This window comes from Oceanisphaera sp., from assembly GCF_048268965.1.
Taxonomy (GTDB): domain Bacteria; phylum Pseudomonadota; class Gammaproteobacteria; order Enterobacterales; family Aeromonadaceae; genus Oceanimonas.
The window spans coordinates 1-20,756 of the sequence record NZ_JBLWUK010000006.1 but is presented as its reverse complement, the minus strand read 5'-3'; the positions used below and the strand labels follow the sequence as shown (position 1 = coordinate 20,756).

At 52.5% G+C, this 20,756-nt stretch carries 20 protein-coding genes; 18 read left to right on the top strand and 2 right to left on the bottom strand.

Translation table 11 applies throughout. From position 1 onward, the window contains the following. Positions 1-37: 37 nt before the first annotated feature. The 17 genes from mioC to glmS all read left to right on the top strand — a co-directional run bounded on the left by mioC (position 38) and on the right by glmS (position 16,615). Entirely contained in the window at positions 38-484 is a 447-nt protein-coding gene (gene mioC, locus ACN0VL_RS04860) for an FMN-binding protein MioC (protein ID WP_417615048.1), read from the top strand. A 490-nt stretch (positions 485-974) separates the two neighbouring features. After that, complete coding sequence (gene mnmG, locus ACN0VL_RS04855) at positions 975-2,864, top strand: tRNA uridine-5-carboxymethylaminomethyl(34) synthesis enzyme MnmG (protein WP_417615046.1); 1,890 nt, start codon at positions 975-977, stop codon at positions 2,862-2,864. Positions 2,865-2,887: 23 nt separating this feature from the next. Then, on the top strand, positions 2,888-3,520 hold the full coding sequence (gene rsmG, locus ACN0VL_RS04850; RefSeq protein WP_417615043.1) for a 16S rRNA (guanine(527)-N(7))-methyltransferase RsmG: 633 nt from the start codon (positions 2,888-2,890) through the stop codon (positions 3,518-3,520). Between the two features lie 20 nt (positions 3,521-3,540). Next, positions 3,541-4,344, top strand: coding sequence for a ParA family protein (locus ACN0VL_RS04845; RefSeq protein ID WP_417615041.1), 804 nt, complete (start codon positions 3,541-3,543; stop codon positions 4,342-4,344). Further along, entirely contained in the window at positions 4,341-5,246 is a 906-nt protein-coding gene (locus tag ACN0VL_RS04840) for a ParB/RepB/Spo0J family partition protein (protein WP_417615039.1), read from the top strand. The genes ACN0VL_RS04845 and ACN0VL_RS04840 overlap by 4 nt, the downstream gene beginning before the upstream one ends. A gap of 201 nt (positions 5,247-5,447) precedes the next feature. After that, positions 5,448-5,831 carry an ATP synthase subunit I gene (locus ACN0VL_RS04835; protein ID WP_417615180.1) on the top strand — a complete coding sequence of 128 codons (384 nt, stop codon included), beginning with the start codon at positions 5,448-5,450 and terminating at the stop codon, positions 5,829-5,831. A gap of 8 nt (positions 5,832-5,839) precedes the next feature. Then, entirely contained in the window at positions 5,840-6,619 is a 780-nt protein-coding gene (atpB, locus tag ACN0VL_RS04830; RefSeq protein ID WP_417615037.1) for a F0F1 ATP synthase subunit A, read from the top strand. Positions 6,620-6,682: 63 nt separating this feature from the next. After that, on the top strand, positions 6,683-6,910 hold the full coding sequence (gene atpE, locus ACN0VL_RS04825; RefSeq protein ID WP_086964335.1) for a F0F1 ATP synthase subunit C: 228 nt from the start codon (positions 6,683-6,685) through the stop codon (positions 6,908-6,910). Between the two features lie 49 nt (positions 6,911-6,959). Beyond that, a complete protein-coding gene (gene atpF / locus ACN0VL_RS04820) occupies positions 6,960-7,430 on the top strand; it encodes a F0F1 ATP synthase subunit B (RefSeq protein ID WP_417615035.1) in 471 nt (156 codons plus the stop codon). Between the two features lie 13 nt (positions 7,431-7,443). Continuing rightward, entirely contained in the window at positions 7,444-7,974 is a 531-nt protein-coding gene (gene atpH, locus ACN0VL_RS04815) for a F0F1 ATP synthase subunit delta (protein ID WP_417615033.1), read from the top strand. 14 nt (positions 7,975-7,988) lie between these two features. After that, positions 7,989-9,530 carry a F0F1 ATP synthase subunit alpha gene (gene atpA / locus ACN0VL_RS04810; RefSeq protein WP_417615031.1) on the top strand — a complete coding sequence of 514 codons (1,542 nt, stop codon included), beginning with the start codon at positions 7,989-7,991 and terminating at the stop codon, positions 9,528-9,530. A 42-nt stretch (positions 9,531-9,572) separates the two neighbouring features. Next, on the top strand, positions 9,573-10,433 hold the full coding sequence (gene atpG, locus ACN0VL_RS04805) for a F0F1 ATP synthase subunit gamma (RefSeq protein ID WP_417615029.1): 861 nt from the start codon (positions 9,573-9,575) through the stop codon (positions 10,431-10,433). 33 nt (positions 10,434-10,466) lie between these two features. Continuing rightward, entirely contained in the window at positions 10,467-11,855 is a 1,389-nt protein-coding gene (gene atpD / locus ACN0VL_RS04800; protein ID WP_417615027.1) for a F0F1 ATP synthase subunit beta, read from the top strand. Positions 11,856-11,873: 18 nt separating this feature from the next. Continuing rightward, positions 11,874-12,290 carry a F0F1 ATP synthase subunit epsilon gene (locus ACN0VL_RS04795; RefSeq protein WP_417615025.1) on the top strand — a complete coding sequence of 139 codons (417 nt, stop codon included), beginning with the start codon at positions 11,874-11,876 and terminating at the stop codon, positions 12,288-12,290. Between the two features lie 188 nt (positions 12,291-12,478). Beyond that, complete coding sequence (gene glmU, locus ACN0VL_RS04790; protein WP_417615023.1) at positions 12,479-13,840, top strand: bifunctional UDP-N-acetylglucosamine diphosphorylase/glucosamine-1-phosphate N-acetyltransferase GlmU; 1,362 nt, start codon at positions 12,479-12,481, stop codon at positions 13,838-13,840. A gap of 161 nt (positions 13,841-14,001) precedes the next feature. Further along, entirely contained in the window at positions 14,002-14,772 is a 771-nt protein-coding gene (locus ACN0VL_RS04785; RefSeq protein WP_417615021.1) for a DeoR/GlpR family DNA-binding transcription regulator, read from the top strand. A gap of 10 nt (positions 14,773-14,782) precedes the next feature. Next, entirely contained in the window at positions 14,783-16,615 is a 1,833-nt protein-coding gene (gene glmS / locus ACN0VL_RS04780) for a glutamine--fructose-6-phosphate transaminase (isomerizing) (protein WP_417615019.1), read from the top strand. A gap of 137 nt (positions 16,616-16,752) precedes the next feature. Here the strand turns inward: glmS and ACN0VL_RS04775 are convergent, their stop codons facing one another. Both ACN0VL_RS04775 and ACN0VL_RS04770 read right to left on the bottom strand, forming a co-directional pair. Next, on the bottom strand, positions 16,753-17,640 hold the full coding sequence (locus ACN0VL_RS04775) for a LuxQ periplasmic sensor domain-containing protein (protein WP_417615018.1): 888 nt from the start codon (positions 17,638-17,640) through the stop codon (positions 16,753-16,755). Positions 17,641-17,656: 16 nt separating this feature from the next. Then, positions 17,657-18,760, bottom strand: coding sequence for a substrate-binding domain-containing protein (locus ACN0VL_RS04770; protein ID WP_417615016.1), 1,104 nt, complete (start codon positions 18,758-18,760; stop codon positions 17,657-17,659). A 259-nt stretch (positions 18,761-19,019) separates the two neighbouring features. Here ACN0VL_RS04770 and ACN0VL_RS04765 point away from each other — a divergent pair, with 259 nt between their 5' ends. Next, positions 19,020-20,336, top strand: coding sequence for a hemolysin family protein (locus ACN0VL_RS04765; RefSeq protein WP_417615014.1), 1,317 nt, complete (start codon positions 19,020-19,022; stop codon positions 20,334-20,336). Positions 20,337-20,756 lie beyond the last annotated feature (420 nt).

Below are 20,756 nucleotides of genomic sequence, written 5' to 3'. Positions count from 1 at the left end.
GCTAAAATTGGCGCCATTGTCTTTATCGAGGAACGATATGAGTCACTTCACCCTCTTGGTAGGTTCAACACTGGGCTCTGCTGAGGATCTTGCCGACGAGCTGGCGGAGATCCTGAATAACCGGGGTCATCACACTGTTATTCACACTTCTCCCCAGCTTGATCACATCTTGATCAAGCCGGAGCACTACTTGCTATTGATCAGCTCGACTCACGGAGCGGGTGATCTGCCCGATAATATTCATCCCCTGTATCTGCAGCTCACCCAACAGCGGCCAAATCTGGCAGGACTTCAATATCTTGCAGTTGGTTTGGGAGATTCTGCTTATGATACCTTCTGCCATGCCATACAAACCCTGGATGATCAGTTCATTCAGCTGGGTGCGACGCGGGTAGCAGAACTGCTCACCATAGACGTCAGCCTGCAGGATCCTCCCGAGGTGATCGCCGAAAAATGGCTCGATCACTGGCTATCCCAACGCTAGATCCTCGCTTTTCCCTTGTAATTTCGGATCCGACCCGGGTTGGATCCCAAGCACGATAAAATTCTTTCCACCAAGTTATCAACAGATCCCGCCTGCAGATCTCCCCGCCGATCAGACACACAAAAAAGCAGCCCTGTGCATAACCATGGTTGAATCCGGTGTTAAACCTATAGTTATCCTCTTAACGAAATAAATCACCCCGGGCATCTGTGGATAAGTAACCTAGTTACCCACTGGCTCAAGGTCAGCTGTCTCGAGGTTGTACACAGCTATCGATCATCCTTAAGCTCATGATCTTAAAGATCAAAAAGCGCTTATTAACAGAAAAGGATCTCCCTAATAATAGATCTAACAGAAGATCTCTCTAGAGATCTAAGATCTATTAAGCACGACCAAGATCCTCTCGATCGCATTTCCATCCCATCGATAAAACAGCTAAAATGATCGTCCTTCGGGATCCTTACACCTGCTTGTCTCAAGAGTATCTGTTATGCACTATGAAGAATCATTTGACGTCATCGTCGTTGGCGGTGGCCATGCCGGCACAGAAGCCGCCGCTGCAGCCGCACGAATGGGGGCAAACACCCTGTTGTTAACCCATAACATCGATACTCTGGGACAAATGTCGTGTAATCCTGCCATCGGCGGTATCGGTAAAGGGCACCTGGTCAAAGAGATCGATGCCCTGGGCGGGATCATGGGCATGGCAGCCGATAACGCGGGGATCCAGTTCAGAACCCTGAATGCCTCAAAAGGCCCGGCAGTGAGGGCAACTCGTGCCCAGGCGGATCGTCAGTTATATCGTCTCGCGGTGAGAACCCGACTGGAAAACCAGCCTAATTTAAAGATCTTTCAACAAGCCTGTGACGATCTGATCCTGGAAGGCGAGACCGTGGTGGGGGTCATTACACAAACCGGCCTCAAGTTTCGTGCAAAAACCGTGGTATTAACCGTAGGAACCTTTCTCAATGGCCTGATCCATATCGGCATGGATAACTACAAAGGCGGTCGAGCCGGTGATCCACCGTCGATCTCTCTTGCCCAGCGCCTGCGTGAACTGCCGCTGCGGATCGATCGACTGAAAACCGGTACCCCTCCCAGAATTGACGCTAACAGCGTGGATTTCTCGGTGATGCAGGTACAACCAGGGGATAACCCAACGCCGGTGTTTTCCTTTATCGGCAGTCGTGACGATCATCCCAGACAGATCCCCTGTTACATCACGCACACCAACGAAAAAACCCATGAGGTGATCCGCAACAACCTGGATCGAAGCCCCATGTACGGTGGCGTGATCGAAGGCGTCGGACCCAGATACTGCCCGTCGATCGAAGACAAGATCATGCGTTTTGCCGACAAGACCTCTCATCAGATCTTCGTTGAGCCGGAAGGCCTGACCAGCACAGAGCTGTATCCCAATGGCATTTCCACCAGCCTGCCGTTTGACGTGCAGCTGGCGATCGTGCGTTCGATCAAGGGCTTTGAGCAGGCTCACATCATGCGCCCGGGTTATGCCATCGAATACGATTACTTCGATCCGCGGGATCTGAAGAGCAACATGGAAAACAAGTGTCTGCACAACCTGTTTTTTGCCGGCCAGATCAACGGGACCACCGGCTACGAAGAAGCCGCGGCCCAAGGCTTGCTGGCAGGTTCGAATGCGGCTCTGCGCGCCTTCGATAAAGACGCCTGGTCTCCACGCCGCGATCAGGCCTACATGGGCGTGATGATGGATGATCTTTCCACCCTGGGTACCCAGGAGCCCTACCGCATGTTTACCAGCCGCGCCGAATATCGGTTGTTGCTGCGTGAAGACAACGCCGATATTCGCTTAACCGAAGCGGGTCGCGAACTCGGTTTGGTGGATGACCACCGTTGGGCCTTGTTCTGTGACAAGATGGAGCAGATCAGCCAGGAAACCCAGCGCCTGCGAGATAATTGGGTCAGCCCCACTCACGAGGTCGCCCCTGCGTTGAACGCCTTGCTGAAGTCACCGTTGAGCAAAGAGCATACCTATGAAGAGTTGCTGCGCCGGCCCGAGCTGGATTATCAAACCTTGATGTCCGTTGATGGAATCGGCCCGGGGATCGAGCATGAACAAGCGGCCGAACAGGTAGAAATTCAGATTAAATATGCCGGTTACATCGAGCGACAGAAAGGCGAAATTGAAAAGCACTTGCGCAATGAGCATACTCGTTTGCCTCTGGATCTGGACTATAACGAAGTACCGGGTCTGTCTCATGAAGTGATCGGCAAGCTCAACCAGGCCAAGCCGGAAACCCTGGGCATGGCATCGCGCATTTCCGGTGTTACGCCGGCGGCAATTTCCATATTACTGGTTCACTTGAAAAAACGTGGCTTGCTGCGTAAGTCTGCATAAGACATTGGCGTAAAAGAGTAAAAATGAACGATCAATTAAAAAGTACTTTGGCGCGTTTGCTGGCTCAAACCGAGCTGGCCGTGTCTGACGAGCAGTGTGAGCAGCTGGTGACACTGGTGACGCTGCTCGATAAATGGAATAAAGCCTTCAACCTCACCTCGGTGCGAGATCCGCAGGCCATGGTAGGCCGGCATATGGTCGATAGCCTGGTAGTGAGTCCTTACCTGCAAGGGCGGCGCTTTATCGATGTGGGGACCGGCCCCGGCCTGCCTGGTTTGCCACTGGCCATCATCAATCCCGACAAGCAGTTTGTATTGCTCGACAGCCTGGGCAAGCGCATTCGCTTCATCCGCATGGTGATCCATCAGTTAGGGCTTACTAACGTGGTGGCGGTACAAAGTCGTGTTGAAGACTATGTGCCCGAGCAAAAGTTTGATGGCGTGCTAAGTCGGGCCTTTGCTTCGCTGAATGACATGGTAAGCTGGTGCGCGCATCTGCCCGAGTCCGATGGCCTGTTTCTGGCATTAAAAGGACAATATCCGGAGCAGGAGTTACAATCATTACCTGCTCATCTCGCATTGGATCGGGTTTATCCCCTCACCGTGCCCGAGCAGGACGGAGACCGCCACCTGGTGGTCATAAAGCAAGCTAGCTAGTCAGTCAGTAGAGGTATTCGGTGGGAAAAGTCATTGCCATTGCCAACCAGAAAGGGGGCGTGGGTAAAACCACAACCTGTGTCAATCTGGCGGCATCCATGGCCGCAACCAAGCGCAAGGTACTGGTGATAGACTTGGATCCTCAGGGTAATGCCACCATGGCCAGCGGTATCGACAAATACCAGGTGGCTAATACCGCCTACGAGTTGTTGGTGGATGAAGTACCCATCGATCAGGTCGTCGAGCGGGAGACCAGCGGGGGCTACCACCTGATTGCCGGCAACGGCGATGTGACGGCCGCCGAAATCAAGCTGATGGAAGTGTTTGCCCGCGAGGTGCGGCTGCGCAACGCCCTGGCGCCGGTTCGTGATTATTACGATTATATTTTTATCGACTGCCCCCCTTCCCTGAACTTGCTGACCGTGAATGCCATGTCGGCCGCCGATTCGGTCTTGGTTCCCATGCAGTGCGAATATTTCGCCCTCGAAGGGCTGACCGCGCTGGTTGATACCATCAGCAAGCTGGCTGCGGTCGTGAACCCAGACTTAAAAATAGAAGGCATATTGCGGACCATGTTCGATCATCGAAACCGGTTGTCGAATGAGGTGTCCGATCAGCTTAAGTCCCATTTTGGTGACAAGGTGTATCGCACCGTGATCCCGCGCAACGTGCGCCTGGCCGAGGCTCCCAGCTTTGGTCAAGCGGCCATGTATTACGATAAATCCTCTCTGGGTGCTAAAGCCTATCTGGCGCTGGCCGGTGAAATATTGCGCCGAGAAGAGCTGGCTGTCAGCACCAATGAATCTTCGGAACAACTAGCATGACTATAAAACGACGTGGTTTGGGTAAAGGACTCGATGCTTTGCTCAGTACCAGTTCGGCCGCGAATCTGCGTCAGCACCAGGCCGACACTCACTCTCAGCCGGTTGCCAATGGTGACTTGCTAACCCTGGCGTTGAACGAGTTGCAGCCAGGGCAGTTTCAGCCGCGTCGTGATATGTCACAGGTGGCGCTGGAAGAGCTGGCGACCTCCATTCGCCAGCAAGGCATTATTCAGCCTATCGTGGTACGGCCACTGGCTGCAGGTGGCTATGAAATTCTGGCCGGAGAGCGGCGCTGGCGTGCGGCGCGTATTGCCGGCCTGGATCAGGTGCCCTGTCTGATCAAGGAAGTGGCTGATAAAGAAGCCATGGCCATCGGTCTTATCGAGAATATCCAGCGCGAAGATCTCAATGTCATGGAAGAGTCCCGTGCCCTGGCGCGACTGATCGAAGAGTTTGGCTTTACCCATCTTTCGGTAGCCGAGGCGGTGGGCAAGAGCCGCAGTACCGTCTCCAACCTGCTGCGCCTTGCCCAGCTCAACGATGACGTCAAACAGCTGGTTGAGCATGGCTCGCTGGAAATGGGCCATGCCCGCGCCTTGTTGGCCATTACCGGTGAACAACAGACCGAGCTGGCTCGTTTGGTGGCACAAAAAGGCCTCACGGTTCGCGAAACCGAAAAGCTGGTCAAGCAGGCGCTCACTCCCAAAAAAGAGCCGATAGTCCAACCCAGATCCTTGCTGATGAGCCAGCTTGAACAGGAAATGGGGGAAAAACTGGGGGCTAAGGTAGAAATCAAGTCGACACACAAAGAGAAAGGCAAGTTGGTTATTTCATACAACTCTTTGAATGAGCTAGATAAAATCAGCCATTTCTTTGGTATTAACGACGAACCTGAAGTGTAACCACTAAAAAAATGTTCAATCAGTTAAACCCGTGGTAACAGGTCGGAAAAACCGTCGTTAGCCTGCGAAAATAAGGGCTAACGACAATTGCTTTTACGCGGGGCACGGGTATAATTTGACCTGCTTTTTTGGGGCTTAACTGACAACACCTAGTGTGTGGCCAATAAGCCCCTAACTGTATCGGGAGTTTTTGTGAAACAAATGAAGCGGCACCTGAGCGACAAGCAACTGGCGCTGGTGAGTTTGTGTTGTCAATTACTCCTGGTAGTGGCAGTCAGCACGCTGTTTTTTTACATACAGGGTGAGGCTGCCGCTCGTTCTGCCCTTATTGGGGGCGGAATCTACTGGGTTCCCCAATGTTTATTCAGCGTACGAGTGCTGGCGTTTAACGCCAAGCAAGCGACGCCAGATAGCGTTGTGGCGGACTTTTACAGCGGAGCTGGGATTAAGTTTGGCAGTACTATCTTGTTGTTCGCGGTAGTACTCAAGTACATGGAGGTGGCTCATGCTCCTCTGTTTACGGCTTACGCCTTAGCATTGCTGATGCAGTGGATTATTTCGTTCACTCTCAACAACCGTTACTAGGAAAACACATGGCTGCAACAGGAGATGTCTTAACTTCCCAGGATTATATCTCTCACCATCTGGCTCACTTGCAGATTGGTTCGGGTTTTTGGGCGTTAAATATCGATTCTTTGCTTGTTTCCGTTGTCCTGGGAATACTGTTCTTGTGGCTGTTCCACAAGGTTGCCACTCGTGCAACCAGTGGTGTGCCGGGCAAGTTGCAATGTGCCGTTGAGCTGTTGGTTGGCTTCGTAGACACCGCCGTTAAAGACGTCTTCCATGGCAAAAGTAAGTTAGTGGCTCCTTTGGCACTAACCATTTTTGTCTGGGTGTTCCTGATGAACTTAATGGACTTGCTACCCGTCGACTTCCTGCCTTATGGCGCACAATTGCTGGGTGTTCCTTACCTGAGGGTTGTTCCTTCCGCCGATGTTAACATCACCATGTCCATGGCATTTGGTGTGTTCTTTTTGATCATTTATTTCAGCATCAAAGAGAAAGGCGTGTCTGGCTTTGTTAAAGAGCTGACACTGCAACCACTGAATCACTGGACCTTGATCCCTGTTAACTTGGTGCTTGAGACCGTATCACTGATCGCCAAGCCTATTTCTCTAGGCTTACGATTGTTCGGTAACATGTATGCTGGTGAGATGATTTTCATCTTGATCGCCGGTTTGTTGCCGTGGTGGTCTCAATGGGCCCTTAATGTGCCTTGGGCGATTTTCCATATATTGATAATCACCTTGCAGGCTTTCATCTTCATGATTTTGTCCGTCGTTTACTTATCGATGGCATCAGAAGAGCATTAATAACAAAAGATAACAATATCTTAACAAGCAGTCGTTTAAACCGCTAATAATTGGAGAATAAAAATGGAAATCATCTACATCGCTGCCGCCGTTATGCTGGGCTTTGCTGCTATCGCTGCCTCTATCGGTATTTCTATGCTGGGTGGCAAGTTCATGGAAAGTGCTGCTCGCCAGCCAGACATGCTGCCAGCTCTGCGTACTAACTTCTTTATCGTAGTTGGTCTGGTTGACGCCATCCCTATGATTACCGTTGGTATGGCTCTGTACCTGATTTTCGCCGTTGCTGCTTAATGCCTCGGTTTATCAATCAGTCTGCTAACTATTTTAAAGGAGAGTTGCGATGAACATGAACGCAACAATCCTCGGTCAAACGATCGCGTTTATCATCTTCGTTTGGTTTTGCATGAAGTTTGTATGGCCGCCTCTTATGGGTGCCATCGAAAGTCGTCAGAAAGAAATCGCCGAAGGTTTATCTTCAGCGGAGCGAGCCAAGAAAGACCTGGCCCTGGCGCAAGATCATGCAACCGAACAGTTGAAAGAAGCCAAGCTGCAGTCAGCTCAAATTGTAGAGCTGGCGAACAAGCGCAAGGCCCAGATCGTCGAGGATGCTACACGTGAAGCTCAGGCTGAGCGTGAGAAAATTCTGGCACAGGCCCAGGCCGAAGTTGAAGCCGAACGCAATCGTGTCAAAGAGGAACTGCGTAAGCAGGTTGCTGCTCTTGCCCTTGTGGGTGCAGAGAAGATCCTTGAGCGTCAGATTGATGCCGCTGCTAATAGCGACATTGTTGAGAAAGTAGTAGCTGAACTGTAAGGGACATAGAGCTATGGAAATGAAAACCATTGCTCGCCCCTATGCCAAAGCAGCTTTCGATTTTGCCGTTGAGAATAAAGCGGTTGATAACTGGTTAGCCATGTTGAGTTTTGCCGCCACTGTGGTGAAAAACAAAAAAATGGACGACGTTATCAACGGCAATCTGAACGCGGAAAAGATGGCCGACGTGTTTTTGGCTGTCTGTGGCGAACAGCTCGATGAGCAAGGCCAGAACCTGATAAAGGCGATGGCCATAAACGGACGCTTGAGTGTGTTGCCAGCAGTGGTACAGGAATTCGCCGAATTAAAGGCTGAACTGGACCGGGCAGTAGAGGCCAAAGTGGTATCTGCTACCAAACTGACCAAGCAACAAATGGCCAAGATTCAAGCCTCACTTGAAAAGCGACTCGATCGCAAGGTGAAGCTGAATTGCAGTGTCGACAAGAAACTGATGGCCGGCATTATTATTACAGCCGGTGATTTGGTAATCGACGGAAGTGTTCGGGGCAGGCTGTCCCGCTTGGCTGAAACGCTGCAATCTTGATTGGGGAATAGAGCATGCAACTGAATTCAACTGAAATTGCCGAGCTGATAAAACAGCGTATCGAGCAATTCAACGTTGTCAGTGAAGCACGAAACGAAGGTACTATCGTCTCTGTAAGTGACGGTATCATCCGTGTTCACGGCCTTGCTGATATCATGCAAGGTGAAATGATTGAACTGCCAGGCGGCCTGTACGCCCTGGCATTGAACCTGGAGCGTGACTCCGTAGGTGCCGTGGTAATGGGTCCGTATACGGATCTGGCCGAAGGCATGAAGGTTCGTTCTACCGGCCGTATCCTGGAAGTTCCAGTAGGCCGCAACCTGCTGGGCCGAGTGGTTAACACCCTGGGTGAGCCTATCGATGGTAAAGGTGCAATCAACACTGACACCTTTTCACCAGTAGAAGTAATTGCGCCCGGCGTTATCGACCGTCAATCGGTAGATGAGCCACTGCAAACTGGCTATAAAGCCGTTGATGCCATGATCCCAGTGGGTCGTGGTCAGCGTGAGCTGATCATCGGTGACCGTCAGGTAGGTAAAACTGCCCTGGCCGTTGATGCCATCATCAACCAGAAAGATTCTGGCGTTAAATGTGTGTACGTGGCCATCGGCCAGAAAGCGTCCACCATCTCTAACGTAGTGCGCAAGCTGGAAGAGCATGGCGCCCTGGAAAACACCATAGTAGTAGTGGCTTCTGCCTCCGAATCTGCTGCCCTGCAGTACCTGGCTCCCTACTCTGGTTGTGCCATGGGTGAATTCTTCCGTGACCGCGGTGAAGATGCACTGATCGTATACGATGACCTGTCCAAGCAGGCTGTTGCTTATCGTCAGATTTCTCTGCTGCTGCGTCGTCCGCCAGGTCGCGAAGCTTACCCAGGTGACGTTTTCTATCTGCACTCCCGTCTGCTTGAGCGCGCATCTCGCGTGTCTGCCGACTACGTAGAAAAGTTCACTAATGGTGAAGTGAAGGGCAAGACCGGTTCTTTGACCGCACTGCCAATCATCGAAACCCAGGCTGGTGACGTGTCAGCTTTCGTACCAACCAACGTGATTTCTATCACCGATGGTCAGATCTTCCTGACCACCGAACTGTTCAACTCGGGCATTCGTCCTGCTGTTGATCCGGGTATCTCCGTATCCCGTGTTGGTGGTGCTGCACAGACCAAGCTTATCAAGAAAGTGTCGGGTGGTATTCGTACCGCTTTGGCTCAGTATCGCGAACTTGCAGCCTTTGCCCAGTTCTCTTCCGATCTGGATGAAGCCACGCGCAAGCAGCTGAATCACGGTCAGAAAGTAACCGAGCTGATGAAGCAGAAGCAATACCGCCCCATGTCTGTTGCTGAACAGGGCCTGGTGCTGTTTGCCGCCGAAAACGGTTATCTGGACGACGTTGAGTTAAACCTCGTGACTACGTTCGAAGCTGCCCTGCTCGCTTATGCCAATTCAGAGTACGCCGCCCAAATGGCGGAGATCAACGAGAAAGCGGATTACAACAAAGATGTTGTTGCCCAGCTTACTGCGTTGCTGGATAGCTTCAAGGCTACCCAGTCCTGGTAACCATGTGGCAGCGTTTGCTGCCACCTGAATTGGAGAAGCGACATGGCCGGCGCAAAAGAAATACGTAGCAAGATCGGGAGTGTTAAAAACACTCAGAAGATCACCAGCGCTATGGAGATGGTGGCCGCCTCGAAAATGCGCAGAGCGCAGGATCGAATGGACCACAGCCGCCCATACGCTGAAACCATACGCAAGGTGATCGGTAACGTCGCGCAAGGGAACTTGGAATACAAGCATCCCTATATGGAAGACCGTGAGGTTAAGCGCGTTGGGTTTATTATTATCTCAACCGATCGGGGCCTCTGTGGTGGCTTGAACATTAACCTGTTCAAACAAGCCATGACTGAAATGAAAGCATGGTCTGATCAAGGCGTAGGCATTGATCTGGGCCTGATCGGTAGCAAGGCGGTGAGTTTCTTCAACCGCTATGGCGGTAAAGTAATCGCACAGAAGAGCGGCCTGGGTGATAACCCATCGCTGTCTGAGCTGATTGGCTCCGTCACCGTGATGCTTGAGGCGTACAATACGGGTGAGATAGACAGGCTGTATCTGGTGTACAACAAGTTTGAAAACACCATGGTTCAGGCACCCAAAGTCGATCAACTGTTGCCCTTGCCCGCAGCGGAAGAAAGTGTTGCCACCCACAGCTGGGACTATCTCTATGAGCCGGATCCCAAGTCATTACTGGACAAGCTGCTGGTACGTTTTGTGGAAGCACAGGTGTATCAGGGCGTGGTAGAAAACCTCGCCAGTGAGCAGGCTGCACGTATGGTGGCAATGAAAGCTGCTACCGACAACGCCGGTGACCTGATCGACGATCTGCAATTGGTGTATAACAAAGCCCGTCAGGCTGCGATTACCCAAGAGCTGAGTGAGATAGTTGCAGGAGCCGGTGCCGTATAAGGCAAGGGTATTCAAAGGTTTAGAGGATTTGACATGAGTAAGGGTATCATAGTCCAAATCATCGGCGCCGTAGTAGACGTAGAATTTCCGCAAGATGCGGTTCCTCGCGTATATGAAGCGCTGAAGATCACGACTGAAGGCCAGAGCCAGGGCTTAGTTCTGGAAGTTCAGCAGCAAATCGGCGGCGGCGTTGTTCGCTGTATCGTCATGGGTTCCTCCGACGGCTTGCGCCGCGGTCTGGAAATCGAGCGCACCAATGATCCAATCAAGGTACCGGTAGGTACTTCGACTCTGGGTCGTATCATGGACGTGCTGGGTAACCCTATCGATGAAAAAGGTGCTATCGGTGAAGAAGAGCGTTGGTCTATCCACCGTTCTGCGCCTAGCTACGAAGAGCAGTCAAACAGCTCCGAGTTGCTGGAAACCGGTATCAAGGTTATCGATCTGGTTTGTCCGTTCGCCAAAGGCGGTAAAGTTGGTCTGTTCGGTGGTGCCGGTGTTGGTAAAACCGTAAACATGATGGAACTGATCCGTAACATCGCCATCGAGCACAGTGGTTACTCTGTATTCGCCGGTGTAGGTGAGCGTACTCGTGAAGGTAACGACTTCTATCACGAAATGACCGACTCCAACGTTATCGACAAGGTATCGCTGGTATACGGTCAGATGAACGAGCCACCAGGAAACCGTCTGCGCGTAGCACTGACCGGTCTGACCATGGCCGAGAAGTTCCGTGACGAAGGCCGTGACGTACTGTTCTTCGTAGATAACATCTATCGTTACACCTTGGCCGGTACGGAAGTATCTGCACTGCTGGGCCGTATGCCTTCTGCAGTGGGTTATCAGCCAACACTGGCTGAAGAGATGGGTGTACTGCAAGAGCGTATTACCTCGACCAAGACAGGTTCTATCACTTCCGTACAGGCCGTATACGTGCCCGCGGATGACTTGACTGACCCGTCTCCGGCGACCACCTTCGCCCACTTGGATGCGACCGTGGTACTGAGCCGTCAGATCGCTGCTCTGGGTATTTACCCAGCGGTTGATCCACTGGACTCTACCAGCCGTCAGCTGGACCCACAGGTTGTGGGTGAAGAACACTACGCAGTAGCTCGTGGTGTACAGACTGTACTGCAGCGCTATAAAGAGCTGAAAGACATCATCGCCATACTGGGTATGGACGAGCTGTCTGAAGACGACAAGCAAACGGTATCTCGTGCTCGTAAAATCGAGCGTTTCCTGTCTCAGCCTTTCTTCGTGGCCGAAGTATTTACCGGTGCTCCAGGTAAGTACGTGTCACTGAAAGATACCATTAGTGGTTTTAAAGGTATTCTGGACGGCGACTACGACTCTCTGCCTGAGCAGGCGTTCTACATGGTTGGCTCCATCGACGAAGCTGTCGAGAAAGCCAAGAAACTGTAAGCCTCGAAGGAGAACCTGATGGCCGATTTTAACTTTCATCTCGACATTGTCAGTGCCGAAGAGCGTTTGTACTCTGGTTCTGTTAGTGCGGTGACTGTTTCCGGCTCTGAGGGTGAATTGGGGATCCGCTACGGACATGCCCCCTTGTTGACGTCGATTCGTCCTGGCCTGGTGCAATATGTTACCAAGTCTGGTCAACAAGAAGTTCTGTATATTTCCGGCGGTATGCTGGAAGTGCAGAGCAGCAGTGTCAAGGTATTAGCCGACACTGCTATTCGCGCCGAAGATCTGGATAAAGCCAAGGCCGAAGAAGCCAAACGAGCGGCGGAAGCCAAGTTGCATAGTTCCTCTCACGATGTGGACTATGCAGAAGCGGCCGCTGAACTGGCTCGAGCTGTGGCGAAACTGCGCGTGTTGCAGTTGATTAAACGATAACGTGCGTTATTCATTGCGCGTAAAAAAGCGACCTCAGGGTCGCTTTTTTTTTATAAAAAAATCAGAATGGCAGTAAAGACGGTAAGGAGTGAGGTGTGAAGCGTGAGGGGATAAAACCTGCGGCTTCAGGCTTGGTATTTACACCTCACTCCTCACGATTTACGCCTCACATAAGGTAACTAATTCTAATGACAACACAGGCAGTGATTCTGGCGGCGGGCAAGGGTACCCGTATGCGTTCTTCTTTACCCAAGGTGCTGCACCCGGTGGCAAATCGGCCCATGGTGAGCCATGTGATAGCGGCGGCATACGCCTGCGACGTAGACGGTATTCATCTGGTATATGGCCACGGTGCCGAGCAATTGCAAGCGCGCATTACCGATGCCGGTTTGAACTGGGTGCACCAGGCCGAGCAGCTGGGAACCGGCCATGCGGTAGCGGTCGCGCTGCCGGATATTGCCGATGGTGATGACGTATTGGTGCTGTATGGCGATACCCCCCTGTTACAGCCTGGGACTCTCAAGGCTCTGTTGGCCGCCAAGCCGGCCGGTGGCGTGGGGCTGCTCACCGTCAAGCTCGATAACCCCACCGGTTATGGCCGCATAGTGCGTGAAAACGACAAGGTGGTGGGCATCGTCGAGCAAAAAGACGCTAACCCCGAGCAGCTGGCCATTAATGAGGTGAACACCGGGGTGTTGGTCGCCGAGGCCGGTTTGCTGAAGCGCTGGCTGGGCGCCTTGAACAACAACAATGCCCAGGGTGAATACTACCTCACCGATATCTTCGCCATGGCTCATGCAGATGGTTGTGACATTGCCACCGTACACCCGGCCAGCACCGCCGAAGTAGAAGGCGCCAACGACCGGGTACAGCTGGCAGGGCTGGAGCGCGCCTATCAGAAGATGCAGGCCGAGCGCCTGATGCGCGCGGGCGTGACCCTGCTGGATCCGGCCCGTTTCGATTTGCGTGGCGAGCTGACCACAGGCGAAGAAGTCACCATAGATGTGAATGTCATCATCGAGGGGAGGGTGAGCCTGGGCAACCGAGTCAGCATTGGTGCCGGTGCCATCCTTAAAGACTGTGTCATCGGTGATGATGTTGTCATCAAGCCTTACTCCATTATCGAACAGGCCGAGCTGGGCAGTGCCAGCAGCGCGGGTCCCTTCGCGCGTCTGCGCCCGGGTGCGGTGCTGGCCGAAGATGCCCACGTTGGCAACTTCGTGGAAATGAAGAAAGCCCGACTGGGCAAGGGCTCCAAGGCCGGCCACCTGAGCTACCTGGGGGATGCGGAGATAGGTGAGGGCGTCAACATAGGTGCCGGCACCATCACCTGCAACTACGATGGCGTGAACAAGTTTCAAACCATCATCGAAGACGGCGTCTTCGTCGGCTCCGACACCCAGCTGGTGGCCCCGGTACGCATCGGCAAGAACGCCACTCTGGGGGCCGGCAGTACGGTCACCAAGGACGTGGCCGCCGACGAACTGGTGATCACCAGAGTGCGTCAGCGTCATATTGCCAATTGGCCCCGGCCGGTGAAGAAAAAGTAACTGCCTTGTGAGGGGTGAGGGGAAAAAAGTGAGGAGTAGTGATAATACTGCACACCCGCTTTACCCTCACCCCTCACCCCTCACTATCTTTGTAACTATCGATTGATCCCTTATCTTTTGATCTGCTAGCATTAAGTTTCAAATCGAAACCTAGATCAGTCATGTCGAAACGAAATACCCAACAACGTCGTCATATTATCGTCGCCTTGCTCGGCGAGCAGGGTGAAGTGACGGTCGACGAACTGTCGCAACGCTTTGAAACCTCCGAAGTCACCATTCGCAAGGATCTGACCGCCCTGGAGAAAAGTGGCCTGCTGCTGCGCCGCTATGGCGGTGCCGTGCCGGTGCCCAAAGAAATGGTGGCCGAGCGAATTGACGAGCCGGTATCCCCACAAAAGCAGGCCTTAGCCAAGGCCGCTGCCGAGCGCATTCGTGATCATAATCGCATTATTATCGACAGCGGCAGCACCACGGCGGCGCTGCTGGGGGAGCTGGGCCAGAAGCATGGCCTGGTGGTGATGACCAATTCACTGGCGGTGGCCAATGCCCTGCGCGAGCTGGAACCCGAGCCGACCCTGCTGATGACCGGCGGTACCTGGGATGCCTCTTCCGAGTCTTTTCAGGGCCAGGTGGCCGAACAGGTGTTGCGCTCCTATGATTTTGATCAGCTGTTTATCGGTGCCGATGGTATCGATCTCGAGCGGGGCACCACTACCTTCAACGAACTGACGGGCCTGTCACGGGTGATGGCCGAGGTGGCTCGTGAGGTGGTGGTGATGGTGGAGTCCGACAAGCTTGGCCGCAAAATCCCCAATCTGGAGCTGCCCTGGAGTGCCATTCATACCCTGGTGACCGACAGCGGCATAGCAAAAGCAGTCCAACAACAATTAGAGCAAAAGGGTATTAACCTGGTTATTGCCCCCGAATCCTGAGGAACGACTTATGTGTGGAATTGTAGGGGCAGTAGCCCAGCGTGATGTGGCGGAAATACTGGTGGAAGGCCTGCGCCGTCTTGAATATCGTGGGTACGACTCGGCGGGCGTTGCCATTGCCGAAGCCCCGGGCCGGTTGGGGCGTTTGCGTCGATTGGGCAAGGTGCAGGCACTGGCCGATGCCCTGGAACAGCACCCCCTGGCGGGTGGCACCGGTATTGCCCATACCCGCTGGGCTACCCATGGCGAGCCTTCGGAGCGTAATGCTCATCCCCATGTCTCCGGCGACATAGTAGTGGTACATAACGGCATCATCGAAAACCATGAAGAGCTGCGGGCCGAGCTGCAGGGCAGAGGCTATGAGTTCAGCTCCGATACCGATACCGAAGTGATTGCTCACCTGGTGCACTTTCATCGTCAACAGTGCGACTCACTGCTGGCGGCGTTGCAAGCCACGGTGAAAGAACTGCGTGGTGCCTACGGTACTGTGTTGATGGATGTGCGGGATCCCTCCCGGGTGGTGGTGGCCCGCTCCGGTTCGCCACTGGTGATCGGCCTGGGGCTGGGCGAGAACTTTATTGCCTCGGATCAGCTGGCACTGTTGCCGGTGACCCGGCGTTTCCTGTTTCTGGAAGAAGGGGACGTGGCGGAAGTGACTCGTCGCGAGATCCGTATCTTCGATACCCACGGCAATCCTGTGGTGCGTGACGAGCTGGAGTCCGATGTGACTCACGATGCGGGTGACAAGGGCGAATATCGCCACCATATGCTGAAGGAAATACACGAGCAGCCCAAGGCCATCACCGATACCCTGGAAGGCCGGATCACAGAATCGGCGGTAGTGGTGGAGTCTTTTGGCAATGGCGCGCGCGAGATCTTCGAAAAGGTCGAGCATATCCAGCTGATCGCCTGCGGTACCTCCTACCATGCGGGCATGGTGGCCCGTTACTGGTTCGAGGCCCTGGCCGGCGTGTCCTGTGATATCGAAATTGCCTCGGAATTCCGCTACCGCAAGTCGGTGGTACGCCCCAACAGCCTGCTGATCACCCTGTCCCAGAGCGGCGAGACCGCCGATACTCTGGCGGCGCTGCGTCTGGCCAAGGAATCCGGCTTCATGAGCAGCCTGGCCATCTGTAACGTGCCCGGCTCGTCACTGGTTCGGGAGTCGGATCTGGCCTTCATGACCCGGGCCGGTGCCGAAATCGGGGTGGCGTCTACCAAGGCATTTACCACCCAGCTGGCCGGTCTGCTGATGCTGGTGGCGGCGGTGGGCCGCTGTCGCGGCAACATGACAGAGGAAACCGAGACCGAGCTGGTCAGCGCACTGCGTGCCCTGCCGGGCCACATGGTCGATACCCTGGCGCTGGCCGGAGATATCGAGGTGTTGGCGGAAGAATTTGCCGACAAGTACCACAGCCTGTTCCTCGGTCGAGGCGAGCAGTATCCCATCGCCATGGAAGGAGCGCTCAAGCTCAAGGAAATCTCTTACATTCATGCCGAAGCCTATGCCGCCGGTGAACTCAAGCATGGGCCGCTGGCGCTGATCGACGCCGAAATGCCGATTATCGTGGTCGCCCCCAATAATGACCTGCTGGAAAAGCTGAAGTCCAACGTCGAAGAAGTACGGGCCCGGGGCGGTATTCTCTATGTATTTGCAGACCAGCAGGCGGGTTTCAAAGGGGATGCGACCATGCGGGTCATGCAGGTCAATCACGTGGAGGAGGCCATTGCCCCCATCGTTTACACTGTCCCCCTGCAGTTGCTGTCTTATTATGTGGCGTTAATCAAAGGCACAGATGTCGATCAGCCCCGAAATCTGGCCAAGTCGGTGACGGTTGAGTGAGTCTGCAATAAAAAGGTGAGTGCATGGGGTAGTCCCCATCAAGACGGTTAATGACAGCAAGGCCTCTGGTCCGGATGACCTAGGGGCCTTGTTTGCTTTTTGCTATCAAGTATCAGGATGATATTGGGTGCAATGGGTTAATTCCGCGTGAATACTTTTACCCGGTAGAGCAGCACCACCAGCAGCGTGATCAAGACTAACACCAGGGCTAATAACAGGTGGTAGAAATTGGTCTTTTGTAGTTGTTGAAATGCTTTGTGATCGGAAATCAGTAATAACGACAACTCGCTTGGTTCACCATTGATAAGCAGAGGTTGGTGGTTAAAGTAGTAACTTTTTATTTGTCCGTAGCGCTGTTTACTGGACAGGGCCTGATTGAACACGCTGGGTGGAGTCTCGTTGTTAATCAAGGCCGGCCCGATGGGCTTATCCTGTAACACCAGTTGTAGATTGGTGTTGTTGATCCCGTTACCCAGCAAGCTCAGCAGGGTTAAGTTGTCATTCAGTATCAGGCCACCGAACAAGCTGCCCAATACCTGCCCGGATTGACTAGACAGGACAGGATAACGCTGTATCACTGCGATCAAGGGCGAAGGCGATGGATCTAATTCAATACTGGACCACTTATTATAATAGGGAGTGTTGGTTATCAGCGACTGCAAGCTGTGCTCCAGCAAGTAAAGCGGTGAATTCATGTTGGTCCAATACTGATTTTGACGTGTCAGGATCAGCAAATCAAGGTATTCACCGTAACTGTTATGCAAGGTATTTTGTAACTGCTGCTTGGCTGCTGCTCTATCATCCTGCAGCAGTATGCTGGCCAGCTTGGGGTTTTCGGCGGTGGTGGATAAGAGATTGTCGAGCCCGCTCAGATAACTGTCCAGGCGGCTTTGCGCGCGGTCGTTAATTTCCTGCAATTGAAAGCGGATACTGTCATTGACCATGGTCGAGGTACTGGTATAAGTCAGCATGAGCAATATCATCGCCAGCAGCAATAACAGGGGTAACAATACGGTGATTGCCATTTTGAGCAGCAAGCTATTATTTCGAGTAACGGAAAGCATAATCTTTCAGGCGCTCCAGTTCTCGGGCCGAGGTGTATTTATCCACCACGGCATAATCCCCGCTGTAAGCCAGCGGAATCAAATTCGCTTTTCCTGCTTGATCCAGATGAATCGCTTCCGCCATGGCGACGCCGGTGTCGTCGTTCATGCGCATGACGGTAAGATCCAGGTGACCATTAGCCAGCGCCTCAAGCTCGGCGCTGCCTCCACCCCAGCCGTTGAGAATAATATGCTCTTCCTTGTTCAGTGTTTTTAATGCATCCATGGCACCCAGGGCGATATCCGTGGTGCAAGCATAAATAAGGTTGATATCTGGTTTGGTTGCCAGAGTTTGTAAAACCGCCTGGCTGGCCTTTTCTCGATTGATATCGGTATAAAAGGCCTGGCGCATAACATAGCCAGGCTGGTCTGCGGTCAAGCGAATAAACTCATCCCCTCGCGCGTGGCTGATATAGCCTCGCGTGCCATATAACATCAGATAGTTGACTTGCTTTCCTATCATCTTGCTGATGGCATTGGTCAAGAGCCGAGTGCCCTCTCTATGATCAAAGCCCACATAGAAGAAGGGTTGCTTGTTACCCAGGTGTTTCAGCGGCGTGGTGATATTCATCAGAATCACTTTGGGCCGCCCACGAGTCATTATCTTGTCTATTAACACTCGGTGGCGCGGGGAGTTTAACGTTAAAACAAGATAATCGGGATCCATACTCAGCGCATCGGCTAATTGCTGTTCCTGCTCTCTGTGTGTGGTTGTCGGTGGAGAGGAATAACTTTTTAAATGAAAGGGTAACCCCAGTTCCTGTAAACGGCTAATAAAGCTTTGTTTGTTTCGTAGCCAATAATCAGAAACCTGCTGATCGGGGATCAGCATGGCTACCTGTACCGGCTGGGCCCTTGATAGAGGTAAAGGTTGAGCGGCCTGGCGCACTCGAATGGAAAAATCGTCAACTAATGTTCGCTGCTCTGGAAATTTATCCAGATATTCCTGAAAAGACCAATAGTCGGCCTGCTCTCCCTGTGCCCAGGAAGGTGTCAGCGCCATGGCGAGTCCCCAAAAGAGCAATAATTTCTTTATGATCATGATGATAGCCCGACTGCTGAGCGAGAAAGCAGTAGTGATGATGAATAAACTCGTTTTTGAGCCTCCTTTTCTTGTGCCCTCGATTGGGCCGGCTCAACTCGGCATCACTTTAACATCTTTCCTTTTACCGTGCTTTTTACCAGAGTGGAAAATCCTGCCAAAACACCCATTCAGCGTCTGTTAAACTCGAGACATCGTGATATCCTGAGCCCGTTTTCCCGGCTTTTGTTCTTCTTTATCTTTATCGGTATACATCACTATGACTGTTTTTGAGAACCTGCTGGTACTTATGTTACTGGTGGCGATTAGCTCGTTTTTTTCGATATCCGAAATCGCACTGGCGGCATCACGGAAGATGAAGTTGAGACTCATGGCCAGAGACGGCGATCCCAATGCCGAAAAAGTGCTGCTGCTACAAGAGCAACCGGGTAACTTCTTTACCGTGGTGCAAATTGGTCTGAATGCGGTGGCTATTCTCGGGGGTATTTTGGGGGAGGCGGCTTTTACCCCGTTTCTTACCGATATATTGCGGGTGTTTTTTGAGGGGAGCTGGGTAGAAAAAACGGCATTTATTATGTCCTTTTTTATTGTGACCTCACTCTTTATCCTGTTTGCCGACCTGATGCCCAAGCGGCTGGCGATGATAGCGCCGGAACGTATCGCCGTGTCGGTAGTGCGGCCGATGGCGTTCTTTATTGTCGTTCTCAAGCCGCTGGTGTGGTTTTTCAATGGACTGGCCAACCTGTTTTTTCGCCTGTTCAAGGTGCCGACCATGCGCAAGGATGAAATCACACCGGAAGATATCATCGCCATGATGGATGCGGGCGCCCAGGCCGGCGTACTGCAAGAACAAGAGCATCACCTGATTGAAAATGTGTTTGATATGGAGTCACGCACCGTGACCTCGGCGATGACCACGCGCGAGAGTCTTATCTACTTTACGTTGGTTGAAAGCCAGGACAGCATCAGAGACAAGATCGCCGAACACCCTCATGCCAAGTTTCTGGTGTGTGAAGACAGTCTGGACAAGGTGATCGGCTATGTGGACTCTCGCGATATTTTGATGCAGGTCTTGCATCAGCAACCCATCTCGCTGCAAAAAGAAGGCATCATCCGTAATCCGCTGATCATTCCCGATACCTTGTCCATGTATGAGGTACTGGAGCACTTTAAAACTGCCGGTGAGGATTTTGCCATCATCATGAATGAATATGCGATGGTGGTGGGCATCATTACGCTTAAGGACGTGATGAGTATCGTCATGGGAGAACTGGTGCAGTCTCAGGAAGAGCATATAGTGTCACGGGATGCCAACTCCTGGTTGGTCGAAGGCTCGACACCACTGGAAGATGTGATGCGCGTGCTGGATATAGATGAGTTCCCTAACGATGAGAACTACGAAACCATCGCCGGCTTTATGATGTACATGCTGCGCAAGATCCCCAAACGCACCGACTTTGTCCTGCACGCCAATTATAAGTTCGAGGTGGTGGATATCGATAATTACAAGATAGACCAGCTGCTGGTGACCCGAATTGGTGCGGTAGACCCCGTGATTGAAGATAAATCGAACTGAAAATGACCGGTCTGGTGCAACTTTGAGCAGTCGATGCAAAAGGGCCGGTTTTTATCACAAAAGCCCTTGCGCTAAATCTCTCGCTCCCTATAATGCGCATCCACTGACACGGGGCAACACGCCAACGGTCACAAGGGTTTGAGAGACAGAAAATTAAGTCACTTTAAACGCTTGACGAACAATCTGGAATGCGTAGAATACGCATCCCTGACCTGAACAAGGTCAACGCTCTTTAACAACTTATCAAGCAAACTGTGTGGGCACTCGCAGGTCGTTGAGAACAAAAAATATTGTTTTTCAATGTCATGTGAAGTGCAACTAGAAATAGCAGTACATCAGATATTCATTGAGCATCAAGTCTTTAATTGAAGAGTTTGATCATGGCTCAGATTGAACGCTGGCGGCAGGCCTAACACATGC